The 13,848-nt window shown below is 65.0% G+C and carries 12 protein-coding genes; 2 read left to right on the top strand and 10 right to left on the bottom strand.

The genetic code is table 11. From position 1 onward, the window contains the following. The first annotated feature begins 54 nt into the window (after positions 1-54). Positions 55-978 carry a GlxA family transcriptional regulator gene (locus QA635_RS27125; RefSeq protein WP_283062427.1) on the top strand — a complete coding sequence of 308 codons (924 nt, stop codon included), beginning with the start codon at positions 55-57 and terminating at the stop codon, positions 976-978. Positions 979-1,013: 35 nt separating this feature from the next. Here QA635_RS27125 and QA635_RS27130 read toward each other — a convergent pair whose 3' ends face one another. Then, positions 1,014-1,709, bottom strand: coding sequence for a DUF4336 domain-containing protein (locus tag QA635_RS27130; protein ID WP_283062428.1), 696 nt, complete (start codon positions 1,707-1,709; stop codon positions 1,014-1,016). Between the two features lie 222 nt (positions 1,710-1,931). Between QA635_RS27130 and QA635_RS27135 the strand changes: the two genes are divergently transcribed. Continuing rightward, a complete protein-coding gene (locus QA635_RS27135) occupies positions 1,932-3,293 on the top strand; it encodes a glycosyltransferase family 87 protein (protein WP_283062430.1) in 1,362 nt (453 codons plus the stop codon). A gap of 251 nt (positions 3,294-3,544) precedes the next feature. On the opposite strand, the gene QA635_RS27140 is transcribed toward QA635_RS27135, so the two are convergent. From QA635_RS27140 to fba, 9 genes are all read right to left on the bottom strand, one after another. Continuing rightward, on the bottom strand, positions 3,545-4,378 hold the full coding sequence (locus QA635_RS27140; protein WP_283062432.1) for an inositol monophosphatase family protein: 834 nt from the start codon (positions 4,376-4,378) through the stop codon (positions 3,545-3,547). Positions 4,379-4,435: 57 nt separating this feature from the next. Beyond that, positions 4,436-5,626, bottom strand: a complete 1,191-nt coding sequence (mmsB, locus tag QA635_RS27145) for a multiple monosaccharide ABC transporter permease (RefSeq protein ID WP_168857111.1) — start codon at positions 5,624-5,626, stop codon at positions 4,436-4,438. After that, on the bottom strand, positions 5,623-7,203 hold the full coding sequence (gene mmsA / locus QA635_RS27150; RefSeq protein WP_283062435.1) for a multiple monosaccharide ABC transporter ATP-binding protein: 1,581 nt from the start codon (positions 7,201-7,203) through the stop codon (positions 5,623-5,625). Before mmsA ends, mmsB begins: the two co-directional genes overlap by 4 nt. Positions 7,204-7,371: 168 nt before the next feature. Beyond that, the gene (chvE, locus tag QA635_RS27155; RefSeq protein ID WP_283062437.1) at positions 7,372-8,445 is read right to left on the bottom strand and encodes a multiple monosaccharide ABC transporter substrate-binding protein; all 1,074 of its coding nucleotides are present in this window, start codon (positions 8,443-8,445) and stop codon (positions 7,372-7,374) included. 615 nt (positions 8,446-9,060) lie between these two features. Further along, the gene (locus QA635_RS27160) at positions 9,061-9,777 is read right to left on the bottom strand and encodes an HAD family hydrolase (protein WP_283062439.1); all 717 of its coding nucleotides are present in this window, start codon (positions 9,775-9,777) and stop codon (positions 9,061-9,063) included. Next, on the bottom strand, positions 9,774-10,715 hold the full coding sequence (cbbX, locus tag QA635_RS27165; protein WP_283062441.1) for a CbbX protein: 942 nt from the start codon (positions 10,713-10,715) through the stop codon (positions 9,774-9,776). The genes QA635_RS27160 and cbbX overlap by 4 nt, the downstream gene beginning before the upstream one ends. 109 nt (positions 10,716-10,824) lie before the next feature. After that, positions 10,825-11,250: a ribulose bisphosphate carboxylase small subunit gene (locus QA635_RS27170; protein WP_076833455.1), complete on the bottom strand. Its 426-nt coding sequence runs from the start codon at positions 11,248-11,250 to the stop codon at positions 10,825-10,827. Between the two features lie 12 nt (positions 11,251-11,262). Then, positions 11,263-12,720, bottom strand: a complete 1,458-nt coding sequence (locus QA635_RS27175; RefSeq protein ID WP_038382128.1) for a form I ribulose bisphosphate carboxylase large subunit — start codon at positions 12,718-12,720, stop codon at positions 11,263-11,265. A gap of 36 nt (positions 12,721-12,756) precedes the next feature. Next, a complete protein-coding gene (gene fba / locus QA635_RS27180) occupies positions 12,757-13,839 on the bottom strand; it encodes a class II fructose-bisphosphate aldolase (RefSeq protein ID WP_283062445.1) in 1,083 nt (360 codons plus the stop codon). Between the last annotated feature and the right edge of the window lie 9 nt (positions 13,840-13,848).

Genomic DNA, 13,848 nt, shown 5'->3' on the forward strand with positions numbered 1-13,848 from the left:
TTTTCCGGCCGGGCAGCTAGCGTCAAAAATGACATTGATCGCGGATTTTATGACATGACCAGGATTGCGGTTGTCGAGATCGACGGCTGCCTCGCGTCAGCGGCCGCCATCACCCACGACGTGCTGGCCACCGCCAACCGGATCAGCACGACGAAGCGCGCGCCCTTCGAGGTGACGACGCTGCGTTATGGGCCGAGGCGGCGCGCCGCCCGATTGCGCGGCGCCGACCTGGTCATCGTTCCGGGGCTCGGCTCGGCGTCGGCCGATGCACTGGAGCGGAAGCTGGCGACACCGGCGTGTCGGCACGCCCGCGACATGCTGGTCACGGCGTTCGCGAGCGGCGCGATGCTCGCCGCGTCCTGCGCCAGCAGCTTCCTGCTCGCGGAGACCGGCCTGCTCGACGGCAAGCGCGCGACCACGACATGGTGGTTCGCGCCGCTGTTTCGGCAACGCTATCCGAATGTCGAACTGATGACGGAGCGGATGGTGGTCGCCGACTGGCCGATCGCAACCGCCGGCGCGGCGATGGCGCAGATGGACCTGATGCTTGCGGTGATCGCGCGTTTCGGCAGCCCGGCGCTGGCCAAGGGCTGCGCCAATTACCTGCTGCTTGGCGAGCGGCATTCGCAGGCGCCCTTCATGGCGATCAATTATCTTGCCAGCCAGGACCCCAAGGTCGCCAGGGCCGAGAAATGGGTGCGCAGCAACATCGCGCGCGACTTCACGATCGGGGACGTTGCCGCTGCCGTGGCGCTGGCGCCGCGGACATTTGCCAGACGGCTCGAGTCGATCTGCGGTGTGTCGCCCATTCAATTCGTGCAACGCATCAGGATCGAGACGGCTCGGTCGTTGCTCGAGACCACGCGCCTGTCGGTCGAAGAGATCGCGGGCAAGGTCGGATATGCCGAGCCCTCGACCCTTCGCCGGCTGATCCGGCGCGAAACGCGGCATTCGCCGCGGCATTTCCGTTCAGGCTGATAATCCGCAACGACGCCACATCCGCGATGAGATCATCACGCCGAGAGCCACGCGAAGGCGCGGCGCAAGAATACCGGCGCATCCTTTTCGACTGGCGTGCCATGGGCCATCAGCACCTTTTCGGCAGGCCACGCCAGAATCCTCTGCAAGGCCGCGCGCGCCGCGCGGCGGCCCGTGAAGGCAACGCGGAACTTGCGCGGCACCGACGGCTCCGGCCCGACCATCAGGTCGAGCTTCGCGATCGTCGCCCGCCAGCCCGAGACCAGGTCGGGAGGAATCTGCTGCAGCAAGTCGGTGAACAGCACGGTGCCGCTTTCGACATGGAAGAACACCACCTCGGTGGTGATCAGGTTGCCGCGCATCACCACCTGATCGATCTGTCCGGCCCAGTCGAGGCTCGCCGCGTCCGCGAGATCGGCATCGAAGCCGAGGTCACGGCGCCGCTTGCGCAGGCCTGGCGGGGCGTGGAGCACGGCGGCCGGATAGGCCTGCTTCCACTCGGCGAGGAACAAATGATGCAGCGAGTTGGGCGCCACGATGTGCCTGACCTGGCCGAGTGCGTCGACGCCGGCCTGCATTTGCTCCGTCAACCGGACCGGCGACCAGATGAAAAGGGCACCGTCCGCCAGCCTGACGATGGCCATCCGGGTCGGATAGTGAAACCCGGCGACCGCAAGGTTCGGTCCCCCGGCAATCCAGATGTCGTGGCCGAACTGCTGCAATACCGCCATTCGCGATGAACCTTGACCGTCGGGCTCCGCATCCAACCCCGCACGCTGCCGTCACGTTGCGGGTTCATTTACCATGCCCGGCGTGACAGGCCGCGGACAAGGGCAATGTCGATCATCGGTTCCGATTGCGCCGCGGCCAATTGCAACGATCGGGTTTACGCAACCTTAGACGATTTGATCCAAATGTTGCGCGTGCACGACGCGATTGGGATGAAGCGGCCGATGTCGCAAAAGTCGGACCTCGAGGGACACAGGCTGGCCTTCGCTGATGACGCCGCGCGTCACTTCGCGGCGGATGACGCGAGTCGTGGCGCTGCGACGCCGCGCGCAGCCGTCAGCCGAACCTCGAATGCGTCCACAGGTCAGCCGCAGGCGGCAATCGCGCATTCACCGCAGTCCGGCGCGGGCGCGCTGGTCTCCACGCTGCGTGAGGCCGACTGGCTCACATCTGACCGTGTCACCGCCTTCACCCGCGTATTTCTCGTCCTGTTCATCGGCTGCATCGTGATCATCCCATGGGCTGCGCCGACGATGGATGTCGGCCATGATTTCGCGGCGTTCTGGACCGCGGCGAAGCTCGCGCTCGAAGGCCGCGCCGGCGACGCCTATGGCGACGCGGGCCGCGCCGCTGTAGCCGCCGTGCTCGGTCAGAACACCTACGCACCGTTCTTCTACCCGCCGACGTCGCTGTTGTTCTGGCTGCCCTTTGCACTGGTTCCCTTTGCAACGGCGGCCGTCATCTGGATCTTCGCGACCGGCGCCGCCTATGCAGCCGCGGTAAGAGCCACGCTCGAGCGCGGCTCCGTCGTTCCCGCGCTCGCCTTTCCCGCCGTGTGGGTGTGCGCGCTGTTCGGACAGAATTCGCTGCTCTCGGCGGCCCTGCTCGGCGGATCGGCCGTCACGCTGGACCGCTACCCGGTGATCGCCGGCGCGCTGCTCGGCTGCTTCAGCTACAAGCCGCAGATCGCCCTGCTTGCGCCGCTGGTGCTGATCCTGACGCGGCGCTGGCGCGCGCTGGCTGCTGCGGCCGCAACGACGCTCGTGCTTGTGCTGGCGGCCACCGCCTTCTTCGGCATCGACCCGTGGATCAAGTTTGTTGCCGTTCTGCCGGAGGCAAGCGCCTGGAGCCTCGGCGGCGGACCCGGTTTCGAGAAGTTCGCCAGCCCCTATGCCGCGATCAGGCTGGCCGGCGGATCCAGCAGCACGGCCTGGCTCGTCCAGGTGACCGCGGCCGCGATCGCGATCGCCGTCCTGATCCTGGTGCTGCGAAAACGTCCCGGCGGCGCCGCCGAGATCGCGCTGATGGTGGCGATGACCGGCCTGTGCGTACCGTCGCTCGGCAACTATGAGGTCGTGATCCTGGCGATCCCGGGCGCGTGGCTGATCGCGCAGGCGCTTGCACAGGGCTGGCTGCCCTATGAGCGCATCGCCCTCGCGGCGCTTTATTTGACGCCATTCGCCATGGTACCTGCGGGCGCCAACGGCCTGCAACTGGCACCGATCGCCGCAGCGGCCGTTGCCATCCTTGTCGTGCGCCGCATCAGGCATCTGCCATCCTTGGACGGCGAAATCGTGCAGACCTGACGCCCTAAGCGAAGCTATGACCCACAAACGACGACCCATATTGGGTGTCGTCCCTGCGAAAGCAGGGACCCATAACCACAAATGCTGATTGTTGAACGATGTTGGGACAACGAGTCCCACTCACAACACCTGCCGCGGCGTATGGGTCCCTGCTTTCGCAGGGACGACGCCGAACAAGCTGTTTGACAGTTGAATCCGAAAACCAATGTGGCTCATACCCGCCGCAACGCGACGAACCGCACGTCCTGCTGCTATCCAGCCGGCATCAGGATCGCCTCTCGCGCCGCGTGCCAGTTCGCCTCGTCGGGCGCGCACAGCAAGCCGCCGGTCAGATTGACCGGCCGGTAGGGTGATCCGTCGAAATGCGCGCTGTAGCCGCCGGCCTCGCGATGCAACAGCCAGCCCGCGGCATGATCCCATGGCATCAGCTTGTTGTAGAACAGCAGATGGCAATGTCCGGACGCCGCCATACGATATTCGTGCGCGGCGCATCTGAGCCAGGCGCTGCCGCCGAGCCTGGAAAGATTGCCGGCGACGATCATGCGCAGCGGCTCGGGCAGGAAGTTGACGCCGACGATCGCATCCATCTGCTTGACCGGCACGGCGGGAGCCACTTTGAGGTCATGCCGCCGGCCGTCCGGCATCGCGAGCCACGCGCCCTCGCCGCGCAGCGCGAATGCGGTGTCGTTGCTGACCGGATCATGGATCGCGCCGAACACGATCTCGCCGCGCATGGTGGCGGCCACCATGGTGCCGAACAGCGGAAGACTCGAGGTGAAGTTCCGCGTGCCGTCGATCGGATCGATGATGAAGGCAAGCTCCGCGGTTCCGACCTGATCGAGCGCGGCCGGATCACGCGCGGTGCCCTCCTCGCCGATCACAACCGCATTCGGAAACGCCCGCAGCAGCGCCGCCGATATCGCCTGCTCGGCCAATTCATCGGCTTCGGTGACGACGTCGAATGCCGACGTCTTGGTGCGGACCTCGATCTCCCGCACGCGGCGGAACCGCGGCATGATCTCGCTGCGGCCGACTTCGGCAAGGATGGCTCCGATGTCAAGCGCGTCGGCATGGGACAGTTTCACGCGGCATTCTCCTGCGTTGCGCCGGCACCCTACCGTTGAATTGTGACTGCGTGGCGGTCAGCGGCGCTGGTTGTAGACATCGATGCAGACGGCGCCGAGCAGGACGAGGCCCTTGATCACTTGCTGATAATCGATGCCGATACCGAGGATCGACATGCCGTTGTTCATCACGCCCATGATCATGGCACCGACCACCGCGCCACCGACCCGGCCGACGCCGCCATAGGCCGACGCACCGCCGATGAAGCAGGCGGCGATCACATCGAGCTCGAAGCCGAGGCCGGCCTTCGGCGTCGCGGTGTTGAGCCGGGCTGCGAACACCAGCCCGGCAAGCGCGGCCAGCACGCCCATGTTGACGAAGGTGAAGAAGGTGAGCCGTTCGGTCTTGACGCCCGACAGTTTCGCCGCCTTGGCATTTCCGCCCACCGCGTAGATCTGTCGCCCGATCACCGTCCGCCGCGTGACGAAGCCATAGAGCGCGATCAGGACGGTCATGATGACGAGCACGTTGGGCAGGCCGCGATGCGAGGCGATCAGATAGGTGAAGTAGAGCACCGCGCCCGCCAGCGCGATGCTCTTGACGATGAAGAACGCGTAGGGCTCGACGGCGATGCCGTGCGCCTGCTCGCGCGCCCGGCTCCTGGCGGTCGCCAGCACCAGGACAAACGCCAGGACGATGCCGATCGCGAGCGACGTCGGATAGAGCGTGCCGGCGCTCGGGAACAGCTCGGGGATGAAGCCCGACGACAGCTTCTGGAAGGTCGGCGGGAACGGCCCGACCGACTGGCCCTGCAGGACAGCGAGCGCGAGGCCCTTGAACACCAGCATGCCCGCCAGCGTCACGATAAAGGACGGAATGCCGAAATAGGCCACCCAGTAGCCCTGGGCCGCGCCGATCGCGGCGCCGACCAGGAGGCAGGCGACGAAGGCGATCGGGTAGCTGACATGGTAGCGCACCATCAGCACCGCCGCGACGGCGCCGACGAAGCCCGCGACCGAACCGACCGAAAGATCGATATGCCCGGTGACGATCACCAGCAGCATGCCGAGCGCCATGATGACGATGTAGCTGTTCTGCAGCACGAGATTGGTGAGGTTGAGCGGCTGCAACAGCGTGCCGTCGGTCACGATCTCGAAGAACAGCATGATCGCGAGCAGCGACAGCAGCATGCCGTAGTTGCGCAGATTGTTCTTGATGAAGCCGGAATGCCTGGGGGCCTCGGGAAGTGATACCGTCTTGTCGGTCATGGTGCCCCTCCTCCGGCGCGTGCCGCCTCTTCGTCGGCGCCGCGTCCGGACATTCTGACATTGCGCATGATGGCGCGCATGATCTTCTCCTGCGTCGCATCGTGGCCTGCGAACTCGCCGACGAAGGCGCCGTCATTCATCACGCAGATCCGGTCGCAGATGCCGAGCAGCTCGGGCATCTCCGAGGAGATCACCACGACGCCCCTGCCGGCCTCCGCCAGCTCGTTGATGATGGAGTAGATCTCGTATTTCGCGCCGACGTCGATCCCGCGCGTCGGCTCGTCCAGCAGCAGCACCCTCGGATCGGTCATCAGCCATTTCGACAGCACGACCTTCTGCTGGTTGCCGCCCGAGAGGTCGCCGGTCGCCTGGTAGACGTCGGAGCAGCGGATCCGCATCCGGGTGCGATAGTCGCTCGCGGCCTTCAGCTCGGCGACATCGTCGATCACGCCGCGCTCCGACACCTGCCGCAGGCTCGCCACCGTCACGTTCTTGCGGACGTCGGCGGCAAGGATCAGCCCGAGCTGCTTGCGGTCTTCGGTGACATAGGCGATGCCGGCATCGATCGCGGCCGGCACGCTGGACAGATCGGCCTCGCGTCCATCGAGGCGGACCCTGCCGGAGACGTTGGTGCCCCAGGCGCGGCCGAACAGGCTCATGGCGAACTCGGTGCGGCCGGCGCCCATCAGGCCGGCGATACCGACCACCTCGCCGCGCCGCAGCGTGAAGTCGACGTTCTTGATCACCTGCCGCTCGGTATGCAGCTGGTGATACACTGACCAGTTCTCCACCGTCATCACGGGTTCGCCGATCTCCGCCTTCCGTTCGGGGAATCGATGCGCCAGATCGCGGTCGACCATGCTGCGAATGATGCGGTCCTCCTCGATCCGCTCGGTGCGGCAGTCGATGCTGTCGACGGTACGGCCGTCGCGCAGCACCGTGATGCGGTCGGCGACCCGCGCAACCTCGTTCAGCTTGTGCGAAATCAGGATCGAGGCGATGCCCTGCTCGCGGAAGGCCAGGAGACGCTCGAGCAAGGCGGCACTGTCGGCTTCGTTGAGACTTGCGGTCGGCTCGTCGAGGATCAGGAGACGCACCCGCTTGGACAGCGCCTTGGCGATCTCCACGAGCTGCTGCTTGCCGACGCCGAGGTCGGTGATCAGCGTGTCCGGCGGCTCCCGCAAGCCGACCTGCGCCAACAGTTCGGCGGTCCGCCGATGCACCGCGTTGCGGTCGATGACGCCGAACCGCGACGGCGGATGCGACAGAAAGATGTTCTCGGCAATCGACATCAGCGGGATCAGCGCCAGCTCCTGATGGATGATGATGATCCCGAGCGCCTCGCTGTCGTTGATGTCGCGGAAGCGCCGCTCCTCGCCGTCGAACACGATCGATCCATCGTAGCTGCCGGCCGGATAGACTCCGCTCAAGACCTTCATCAAGGTCGACTTGCCGGCGCCGTTTTCGCCGACCAGCGCATGGATCTGCCCGACCTCGACGGTGAAGCTGACGTCGCGCAGCGCCTGCACGCCGGCAAAGCTCTTGCTGACGCCGCGCATCTCAAGCATTGCCGTCATCGGATCATGTCCTGCAGCGTCAATCGCCCCCGGCCCGGCTCGCCGCCGCGTGCCCGGCGATCCGCCCTGGAGCCTATTCCGTTCCGATTAAATCGGAACGGGGCTCCAGATTCTAGTTTTGACGCGTTTTCCTCACGCGAACCGGTACCCGCTTCGCTCGAAAACGCTCTAGTCGAATTGCGAGCGCTTGTAATAGCCGCTGTCAATCAGGACTTTCTCCCAATTGGTCTTATCCACCACGACCGGCTTGAGGAGATAGGACGGAACCACCTTGACCCCGTTGTTGTAGGTCTTGGTGTCGTTGACGGCGACCTCCTTCTTGCTCAGCACGGCGTCGACCATGTCGGCGGTGACCTTGGCGAGGTCGCGGGTGTCCTTGAAGATGGTCGAATATTGCTCGCCGCGCAGCATCGCCTTGACCGAGGGGACTTCGGCATCCTGCCCGCTGATATACGGCATCGGCTGGTCCTTGCTGCCGTAGCCGACGCTCTTCAGCGAGGAGATGATGCCGATCGACAGGCCGTCATAGGGCGACAGCACCGCATCGACGCGCTTCTTGCCGTAGAACGCGCTGAGCAGGTTGTCCATCCGCGCCTGCGCGGTCGCGCCGTCCCAGCGCAGCGTCGCAACCTTGTTCATGCCCGTCTGGCCGCTGCCGACCACGAGCTTGCCGCTGTCGATATAGGGCTTCAACACCGACATCGCGCCGTCGTAGAAGAAGTACGCGTTGTTGTCGTCGGGCGAGCCGCCGAACAGCTCGATGTTGAAGGGCCCCTTGCCCTCCTTGAGCCCGAGCGCGTTCTCGATCGACTGGGCCTGCAGCACACCGACCTGGAAATTGTCAAAGGTCGCGTAATAGTCGACGTTGGGGGTGCCGCGGATCAGGCGGTCATAGGCGATCACCGTGATGCCCTGGGCCTTGGCCTGCTTCAGGACATCGGACAAGGTGGTGCCGTCGATGGCGGCGATGACCAGCACCTTGGCGCCCTTGGTCACCATGTTCTCGACCTGGGAGAGCTGGTTCGGAATGTCGTCTTCGGCATATTGCAGATCGGTGCCGTAGCCGCGCTCCTTCAGCACCTTGACCATGTTGTTGCCGTCGTCGATCCAGCGTGCCGAGGACTTGGTCGGCATCGCGATGCCGATGGTCGGCTTGCTCTGGGCCATGGCGTCGCGATCCGACACCGTCGCGGCAAGGCCGGCCAGCGCAAGCGCGAACAAGGTGGTCTTCAATTTGAACATGCTTCACTCCCCTGCTTTTTTGAGTTGGGATTCCAGTTGCCGTGGACAGCGTCAATCGACGGCGATCGTTCGTGGCTCGGCCGCAGATTCTACGGCGATGTCGGATCGGCGCCGGGACCGTCACGAACCGAAATTGCGGAATGTCGATCGACCCCGTCAACAGCGCCAGTGCTCGCTCCGCACGATCGGCCATGTCGATCCCGCAATGCCGGGTTCAGCCGCGAGTCATGTCGTGGGGCGAACGAGGCGCAGGAATGACGTGGAGGATCATGAGGCGCCGGTCTCCCGGAATCGTTGGCGCGCGCCAGCGTCCGACCGGACGTCTGGCGGTGCGCCACCGTTACTTGCACCCTTTGGTTGACGTTGCCCCTACCATATGGACGCAAGCACCGACTGGCCATTTATTTAATCATCCGAAGAAATTGATCGGAGACATGGAGGGTCGTGGGGCACTATCCGGAATCGCTGGCAAGTCCCATCGCTCCCTGGGGTGGCGCGGCACTACTTCTGGCAACCTTTGGCGGGATTGTGCCTTCACCCTGCAACGGATGCAAGCGCCATTTATTTCACTATCCGAATAAATTCGTCCGAACTGCCGGCCGGGGGCAGCGAGCTTCAGGCGTCGATGTCAGAGAGATCGTCAACAACCAGCAAAGCCTCGGCAAAATCGTCGTCGCTGAAATAGGTGCTGCGGGTGATGACGACGGGGATGCCGGCGCGCGCCGCGGCGGCGAGGCCGTTGCCGGAATCCTCGATTGCGACGCAATCTCCCGGCCCGAGCCCGAGCCGGGTCAGGACCTCGGTGTAGACATCGGGCGCCGGCTTCTTGCGCGGCACGTCGTCGCCGGCAACGATCGCCTCGAACTGATCGGCCCAGTCCAGCCCGAGCGAAACCGAAAGCAGCGCATCGATATTGCCGTGCGAGGTGGTGGTTGCGATCGCGAGGCGCTGGCCGCGGCTGCGCGCGCCGGCGAGCCAGGCCCTGACGCCCGGCCGCAATGGGCAGCCGCCCGAGGCAATCAGCGCGGCGTAGCGCGCGGTCTTGATCCTGTGCAGGTCGGCGATTTCGGCGAATGTCAGCATTGGGACCGCGTTGCGCTGGTCGAAGGCGCGGATGCGCTCCTTGCCTCCGGCCACCCGCAGCAGCCGCGCGTAAGTGACCTGATCCCAGAACCAATCGAGCCCGGCTTCGGCAAAGGCTTCATTGAAGGCGCGTCGGTGCACCTCCTCGGTTTCGGCGAGCGTGCCGTCGACATCGAAGATCAAGGCGCGGGCGCTCGCAATGATGTCGCGCATCCCGGCGGTCCGGATCACGGCGAGCGCCTCGTTCATCGTCCCTCGCCCGCCGCACCGGCGCCTTTGACGAACACCCGGCTGGCGAGCACGTCGCCGGCCTCGATCGACATCACGTCGGCGGCGGTGAGCGTGCGGTCGAGCTTCGCCACGATCCGGTTGGCCTGGCGCAGCCGGATGCGATCGAGCGCATTGCGGATCGAGCGTGCATTGGAGAACAGCGGCTGTTCCTTGCGGATGCCGATGTACCGGGTGAAGGCCTCGCGTGCTTCGGGAGAGAAACGATAATTCTGCTGCTGCAACATCAGCTCGGCGATCCAGAGCAGCTCGCCGTCGGAATAGTCCGGGAAGTCGATGTGATGCGCGATGCGGGAGCGGAACCCCGGATTGCTCTGGAAGAATTTCTCCATGCGGTCGCCATAGCCGGCCAGGATCACCACCAGATCCTCACGCTGCTGCTCCATGATCTGCAGCAGGATCTCGATCGCCTCCTGCCCGTAGTCGCGCTCGTTTTCCGGGCGATAGAGGTAATAGGCCTCGTCGATGAACAGCACGCCGCCCATCGCCTTCTTCAATATCTCTTTCGTCTTCGGCGCGGTGTGGCCGATATATTGGCCGACGAGGTCGTCGCGCGTGACGCTGATGACGTGGCCGCGGCGCACGAAGCCGAGCTTGTGCAGGATGCCGGCCATCCGCAGCGCGACCGTGGTCTTGCCGGTGCCGGGGTTGCCGGTGAACGACATGTGCAGGGTTGGAAACGTCGTCGCCAGCGCCATCTTCTGCCTGATGCGTTCGACCAGCAGCAGCGAGGCGATCTCGCGGATGCGGGTCTTCACCGGCTTCAGGCCGATCAATTCGGAATCGAGCTGGTCGAGCACGTCGCCGATGCCGAGGTCGGCGAATTCATGGCGAAGGTCGATGGTCTCGAGCGGGGTCTCGCGGATTTGTTCGCTGATCTGTTCTTGCGCTTGCGTCATTGTCCTCTCGCCTGGAAAAGCTCCGTCGCCGCGGCGGCGACGACGGAGAAGTGCATCCGGACCAGGACGGTCGAGGGAGCAACCCGCCTGGTTTGCAAGCCGGACGCGGTCAATGATCGGTGTAGCGTTCGCCTTCAGGGCGGCCCGCTGCATAGGAATGGGTCGCGTACCGCAGATTGCGTCCGGCCGCCTCCTGGCGGTCGAGCCGGAAGCCTGGCTCCTCCTGCGGCCGGTTGACGATGAAGGAGATGCGAACCGACTCCCAGCCCGGGCTGGAATCAAAGCCGGAGATCCGGATATAGCGGTCGCCATAGACCCGCCGGCAGTCGGCGAGCTCCTTCATAATGCCCGCCGCGTCGCGCAGATCGAACATCGGCAGGCCCCACATATCCCAATAGGTGTTGCGGGGATGCGGATCGTCGGTGAACTCGATGTTCACCGCCCAACCCTTGTCGAGGCAGTATTGCACCTGCGCGGCGATCTGCTCGTCGGTGAGATCGGGCAGGAACGAGAAGCAGCCTTGGGTAACGCGCATGAGAACCTCCTCTCAGACCGCCATGCTCGGCGTGGGAACGAAATCGGGGGCGTCGGTCGACTCGTAGTTGAAGGTGACGTCCTTCCAGACGTCGAGCGCCTCGCGCAGCGGCGTGCAGGTCTGCGCCGCCTTGGCCAGGATCTCCGGCCCCTCATGGACGTAGTCGCGCCCCTCGTTGCGGGCGAGGATCATGGCTTCCAGCGCGACGCGGTTCGCGGTGGCGCCGGCCTGGATGCCGCGGGGGTGGCCGATGGTGCCGCCGCCGAACTGCAGCACGACGTCCTCGCCGAGCAGATCGAGCAGCTGGTGCATCTGGCCGGCATGAATGCCGCCCGAGGCCACCGGCATCAGCTTGTTGAGGCTCGCCCAGTTCTGGTCGAAGAACACGCCGTGCTCCAGGTGCAACGGATTGAAGTCCTCGCGGCAGATGTCGTAATAGCCGCGAGTGGTGTTCGGATCGCCCTCGAGCTTGCCGACCACCGTACCGGCATGGATGTGATCGACGCCGGCGAGCCGCATCCATTTCGCGATCACGCGGAACGAGACGCCGTGGCTGCGCTGCCGCGTGTAGGTCGAGTGGCCGGCGCGATGCAGATGCAGGATCATGTTGTTCTTGCGTGCCCACTTCGCCATCGACTGGATCGCGGTGTAGCCGATCACGAGGTCGATCATGACGATGTTGGAGCCGAGCTCATGAGCGAACTCGGCGCGCTCGTACATGTCCTCCATGGTCGCCGCGGTGACGTTGAGATAGGTCCCCTTGATTTCGCCGGTCGCGGCCTGCGCGCGGTTGACCGCCTCCATGCAGTAGAGGAAGCGCTCGCGCCAGTGCATGAAGGGCTGCGAGTTGATGTTCTCGTCGTCCTTGGTGAAGTCGAGCCCGCCTTTCAAGGCTTCATAAACAACGCGGCCATAGTTGCGGCCGGACAGGCCGAGCTTCGGCTTCACGGTGGCGCCGAGCAACGGACGGCCGAACTTGTCGAGCCGCTCGCGCTCCACCACGATGCCGGTCGCGGGGCCCTGGAATGTCTTCACATAGGCGGTCGGCAGCCGCATGTCCTCGAGCCGCAGCGCCTTCAGCGGCTTGAAGCCGAACACATTGCCGATGATCGAGGCCGTCAGGTTCGAGATCGAGCCCGGCTCGAACAGGTCGAGGTCATAGGCGATATAGGCGAAGTAGCTGCCCGGCGAATTCGGCACCGGATCGACGCGGTAGCACTTCGCCCGGTATTTCTCCGCGGCCGTCAACCGGTCGGTCCACACCACGGTCCAGGTCGCGGTCGAGGATTCGCCCGCCACCGCCGCGCAGGCTTCGGTCGGATCGACGCCGTCTTGCGGCGTGACGCGGAACAAGGCGATGACGTCGGTGTCCTTGGGCTCGTAGTTCGGCTCCCAATAGCCCATCCGCTTGTATTCCATCACGCCGGACTTGTAGCGATCCTTGCCGCGCACCGTGATCGACTGCTGCATGTTCATCGAAATCTCCTGTGGTTCGTCGCCATTTGCTCAGGCGGCCTGGGTCATCTTTCCAATTTGCGGATCGAGCGCGCCGGCGCGATAGCGGCGGGCCATCTCGGGCAGTGCAACCACCTTGATCCGGGCGGCATTGCCGGCCGTGCCGAATTGCTCGAAGCGGTCACGGCAGAGTTCGCGAAGCGCATCCATCGCGGGCTTCAGGAATTTGCGCGGATCGAACTCGCTCTTCGATTGGACGGCGACCTTGCGGAAGGCCGCCGCCATCGCCAGGCGGCAATCGGTGTCGATATTGACCTTGCGCACCCCGTGCTTGATGCCGCGGACGATCTCCTCGACCGGGACGCCCCAGGTCTGCGGCATCTCGCCGCCGAACTGGTTGAACATGTCCTGCAGCGGCTGCGGCACCGAGGACGAGCCGTGCATCACCAGATGCGTGTTCGGCAGGCGGCTGTGGATCTCCTCGACCACGCGCATCGCCAGGATCTCGCCGTCGGGCCGCCGCGTGAACTTGTAGGCGCCGTGCGAGGTGCCCATCGCGATCGCGAGCGCATCGACCTTGGTGGCGCGGACGAAATCGACCGCCTGGTCCGGATCGGTGAGCAGCTGGTCATGACTCAGCTTGCCCTCGACGCCATGGCCGTCCTCCTGCTCGCCGCCGCCATGCTCGAGCGAGCCGAGCACGCCGAGTTCGCCTTCGACCGACGCGCCGACCCAATGGGCCATGTCGACGACCCGACGGGTGATATCGACGTTGTAGTCATAGTCGGCTGCGGTCTTGGCGTCGGCCTTGAGCGAGCCGTCCATCATGACGGAGGTGAAGCCGTAGCGGATCGCGGTGGCGCAGGTCGCCTCTTCGTTGCCGTGATCGAGATGCAGGCAGAGCGGAATCTGCGGATGCATCTCCTCGAGCGCGTCGATCATCTTCGCCAGCATGATGTCGTTGGCATAGGACCGCGCGCCGCGCGAGGCCTGGATGATGACAGGCGCATCGCAGGAAGCCGCCGCCTCCATGATGGCGAGGCCCTGCTCCATATTGTTGATGTTGAAGGCCGGAACGCCGTAGCCGCGTTCGGCGGCGTGGTCCAGCAACTGCCTCAGGGTTATCCGCGCCATGGTGGCGTC

This window comes from Bradyrhizobium brasilense (genome assembly GCF_029714345.1).
Classification (GTDB): Bacteria; Pseudomonadota; Alphaproteobacteria; order Rhizobiales; family Xanthobacteraceae; genus Bradyrhizobium; species Bradyrhizobium australafricanum.

Excerpts from the sequence above, each read along its gene's own strand:
- QA635_RS27125 (WP_283062427.1), top strand. The coding sequence starts at position 55 with ATGACCAGGATTGCGGTTGTCGAGATCGACGGCTGCCTCGCGTCAGCG.
- QA635_RS27130 (WP_283062428.1), bottom strand. The coding sequence starts at position 1,709 with ATGGCGGTATTGCAGCAGTTCGGCCACGACATCTGGATTGCCGGGGGA.
- QA635_RS27135 (WP_283062430.1), top strand. The coding sequence starts at position 1,932 with ATGTCGCAAAAGTCGGACCTCGAGGGACACAGGCTGGCCTTCGCTGAT.
- mmsB (WP_168857111.1), bottom strand. The coding sequence starts at position 5,626 with ATGACCGACAAGACGGTATCACTTCCCGAGGCCCCCAGGCATTCCGGC.
- mmsA (WP_283062435.1), bottom strand. The coding sequence starts at position 7,203 with ATGACGGCAATGCTTGAGATGCGCGGCGTCAGCAAGAGCTTTGCCGGC.
- chvE (WP_283062437.1), bottom strand. The coding sequence starts at position 8,445 with ATGTTCAAATTGAAGACCACCTTGTTCGCGCTTGCGCTGGCCGGCCTT.
- QA635_RS27160 (WP_283062439.1), bottom strand. The coding sequence starts at position 9,777 with ATGAACGAGGCGCTCGCCGTGATCCGGACCGCCGGGATGCGCGACATC.
- cbbX (WP_283062441.1), bottom strand. The coding sequence starts at position 10,715 with ATGACGCAAGCGCAAGAACAGATCAGCGAACAAATCCGCGAGACCCCG.
- QA635_RS27170 (WP_076833455.1), bottom strand. The coding sequence starts at position 11,250 with ATGCGCGTTACCCAAGGCTGCTTCTCGTTCCTGCCCGATCTCACCGAC.
- QA635_RS27175 (WP_038382128.1), bottom strand. The coding sequence starts at position 12,720 with ATGCAGCAGTCGATCACGGTGCGCGGCAAGGATCGCTACAAGTCCGGC.
- fba (WP_283062445.1), bottom strand. The coding sequence starts at position 13,839 with ATGGCGCGGATAACCCTGAGGCAGTTGCTGGACCACGCCGCCGAACGC.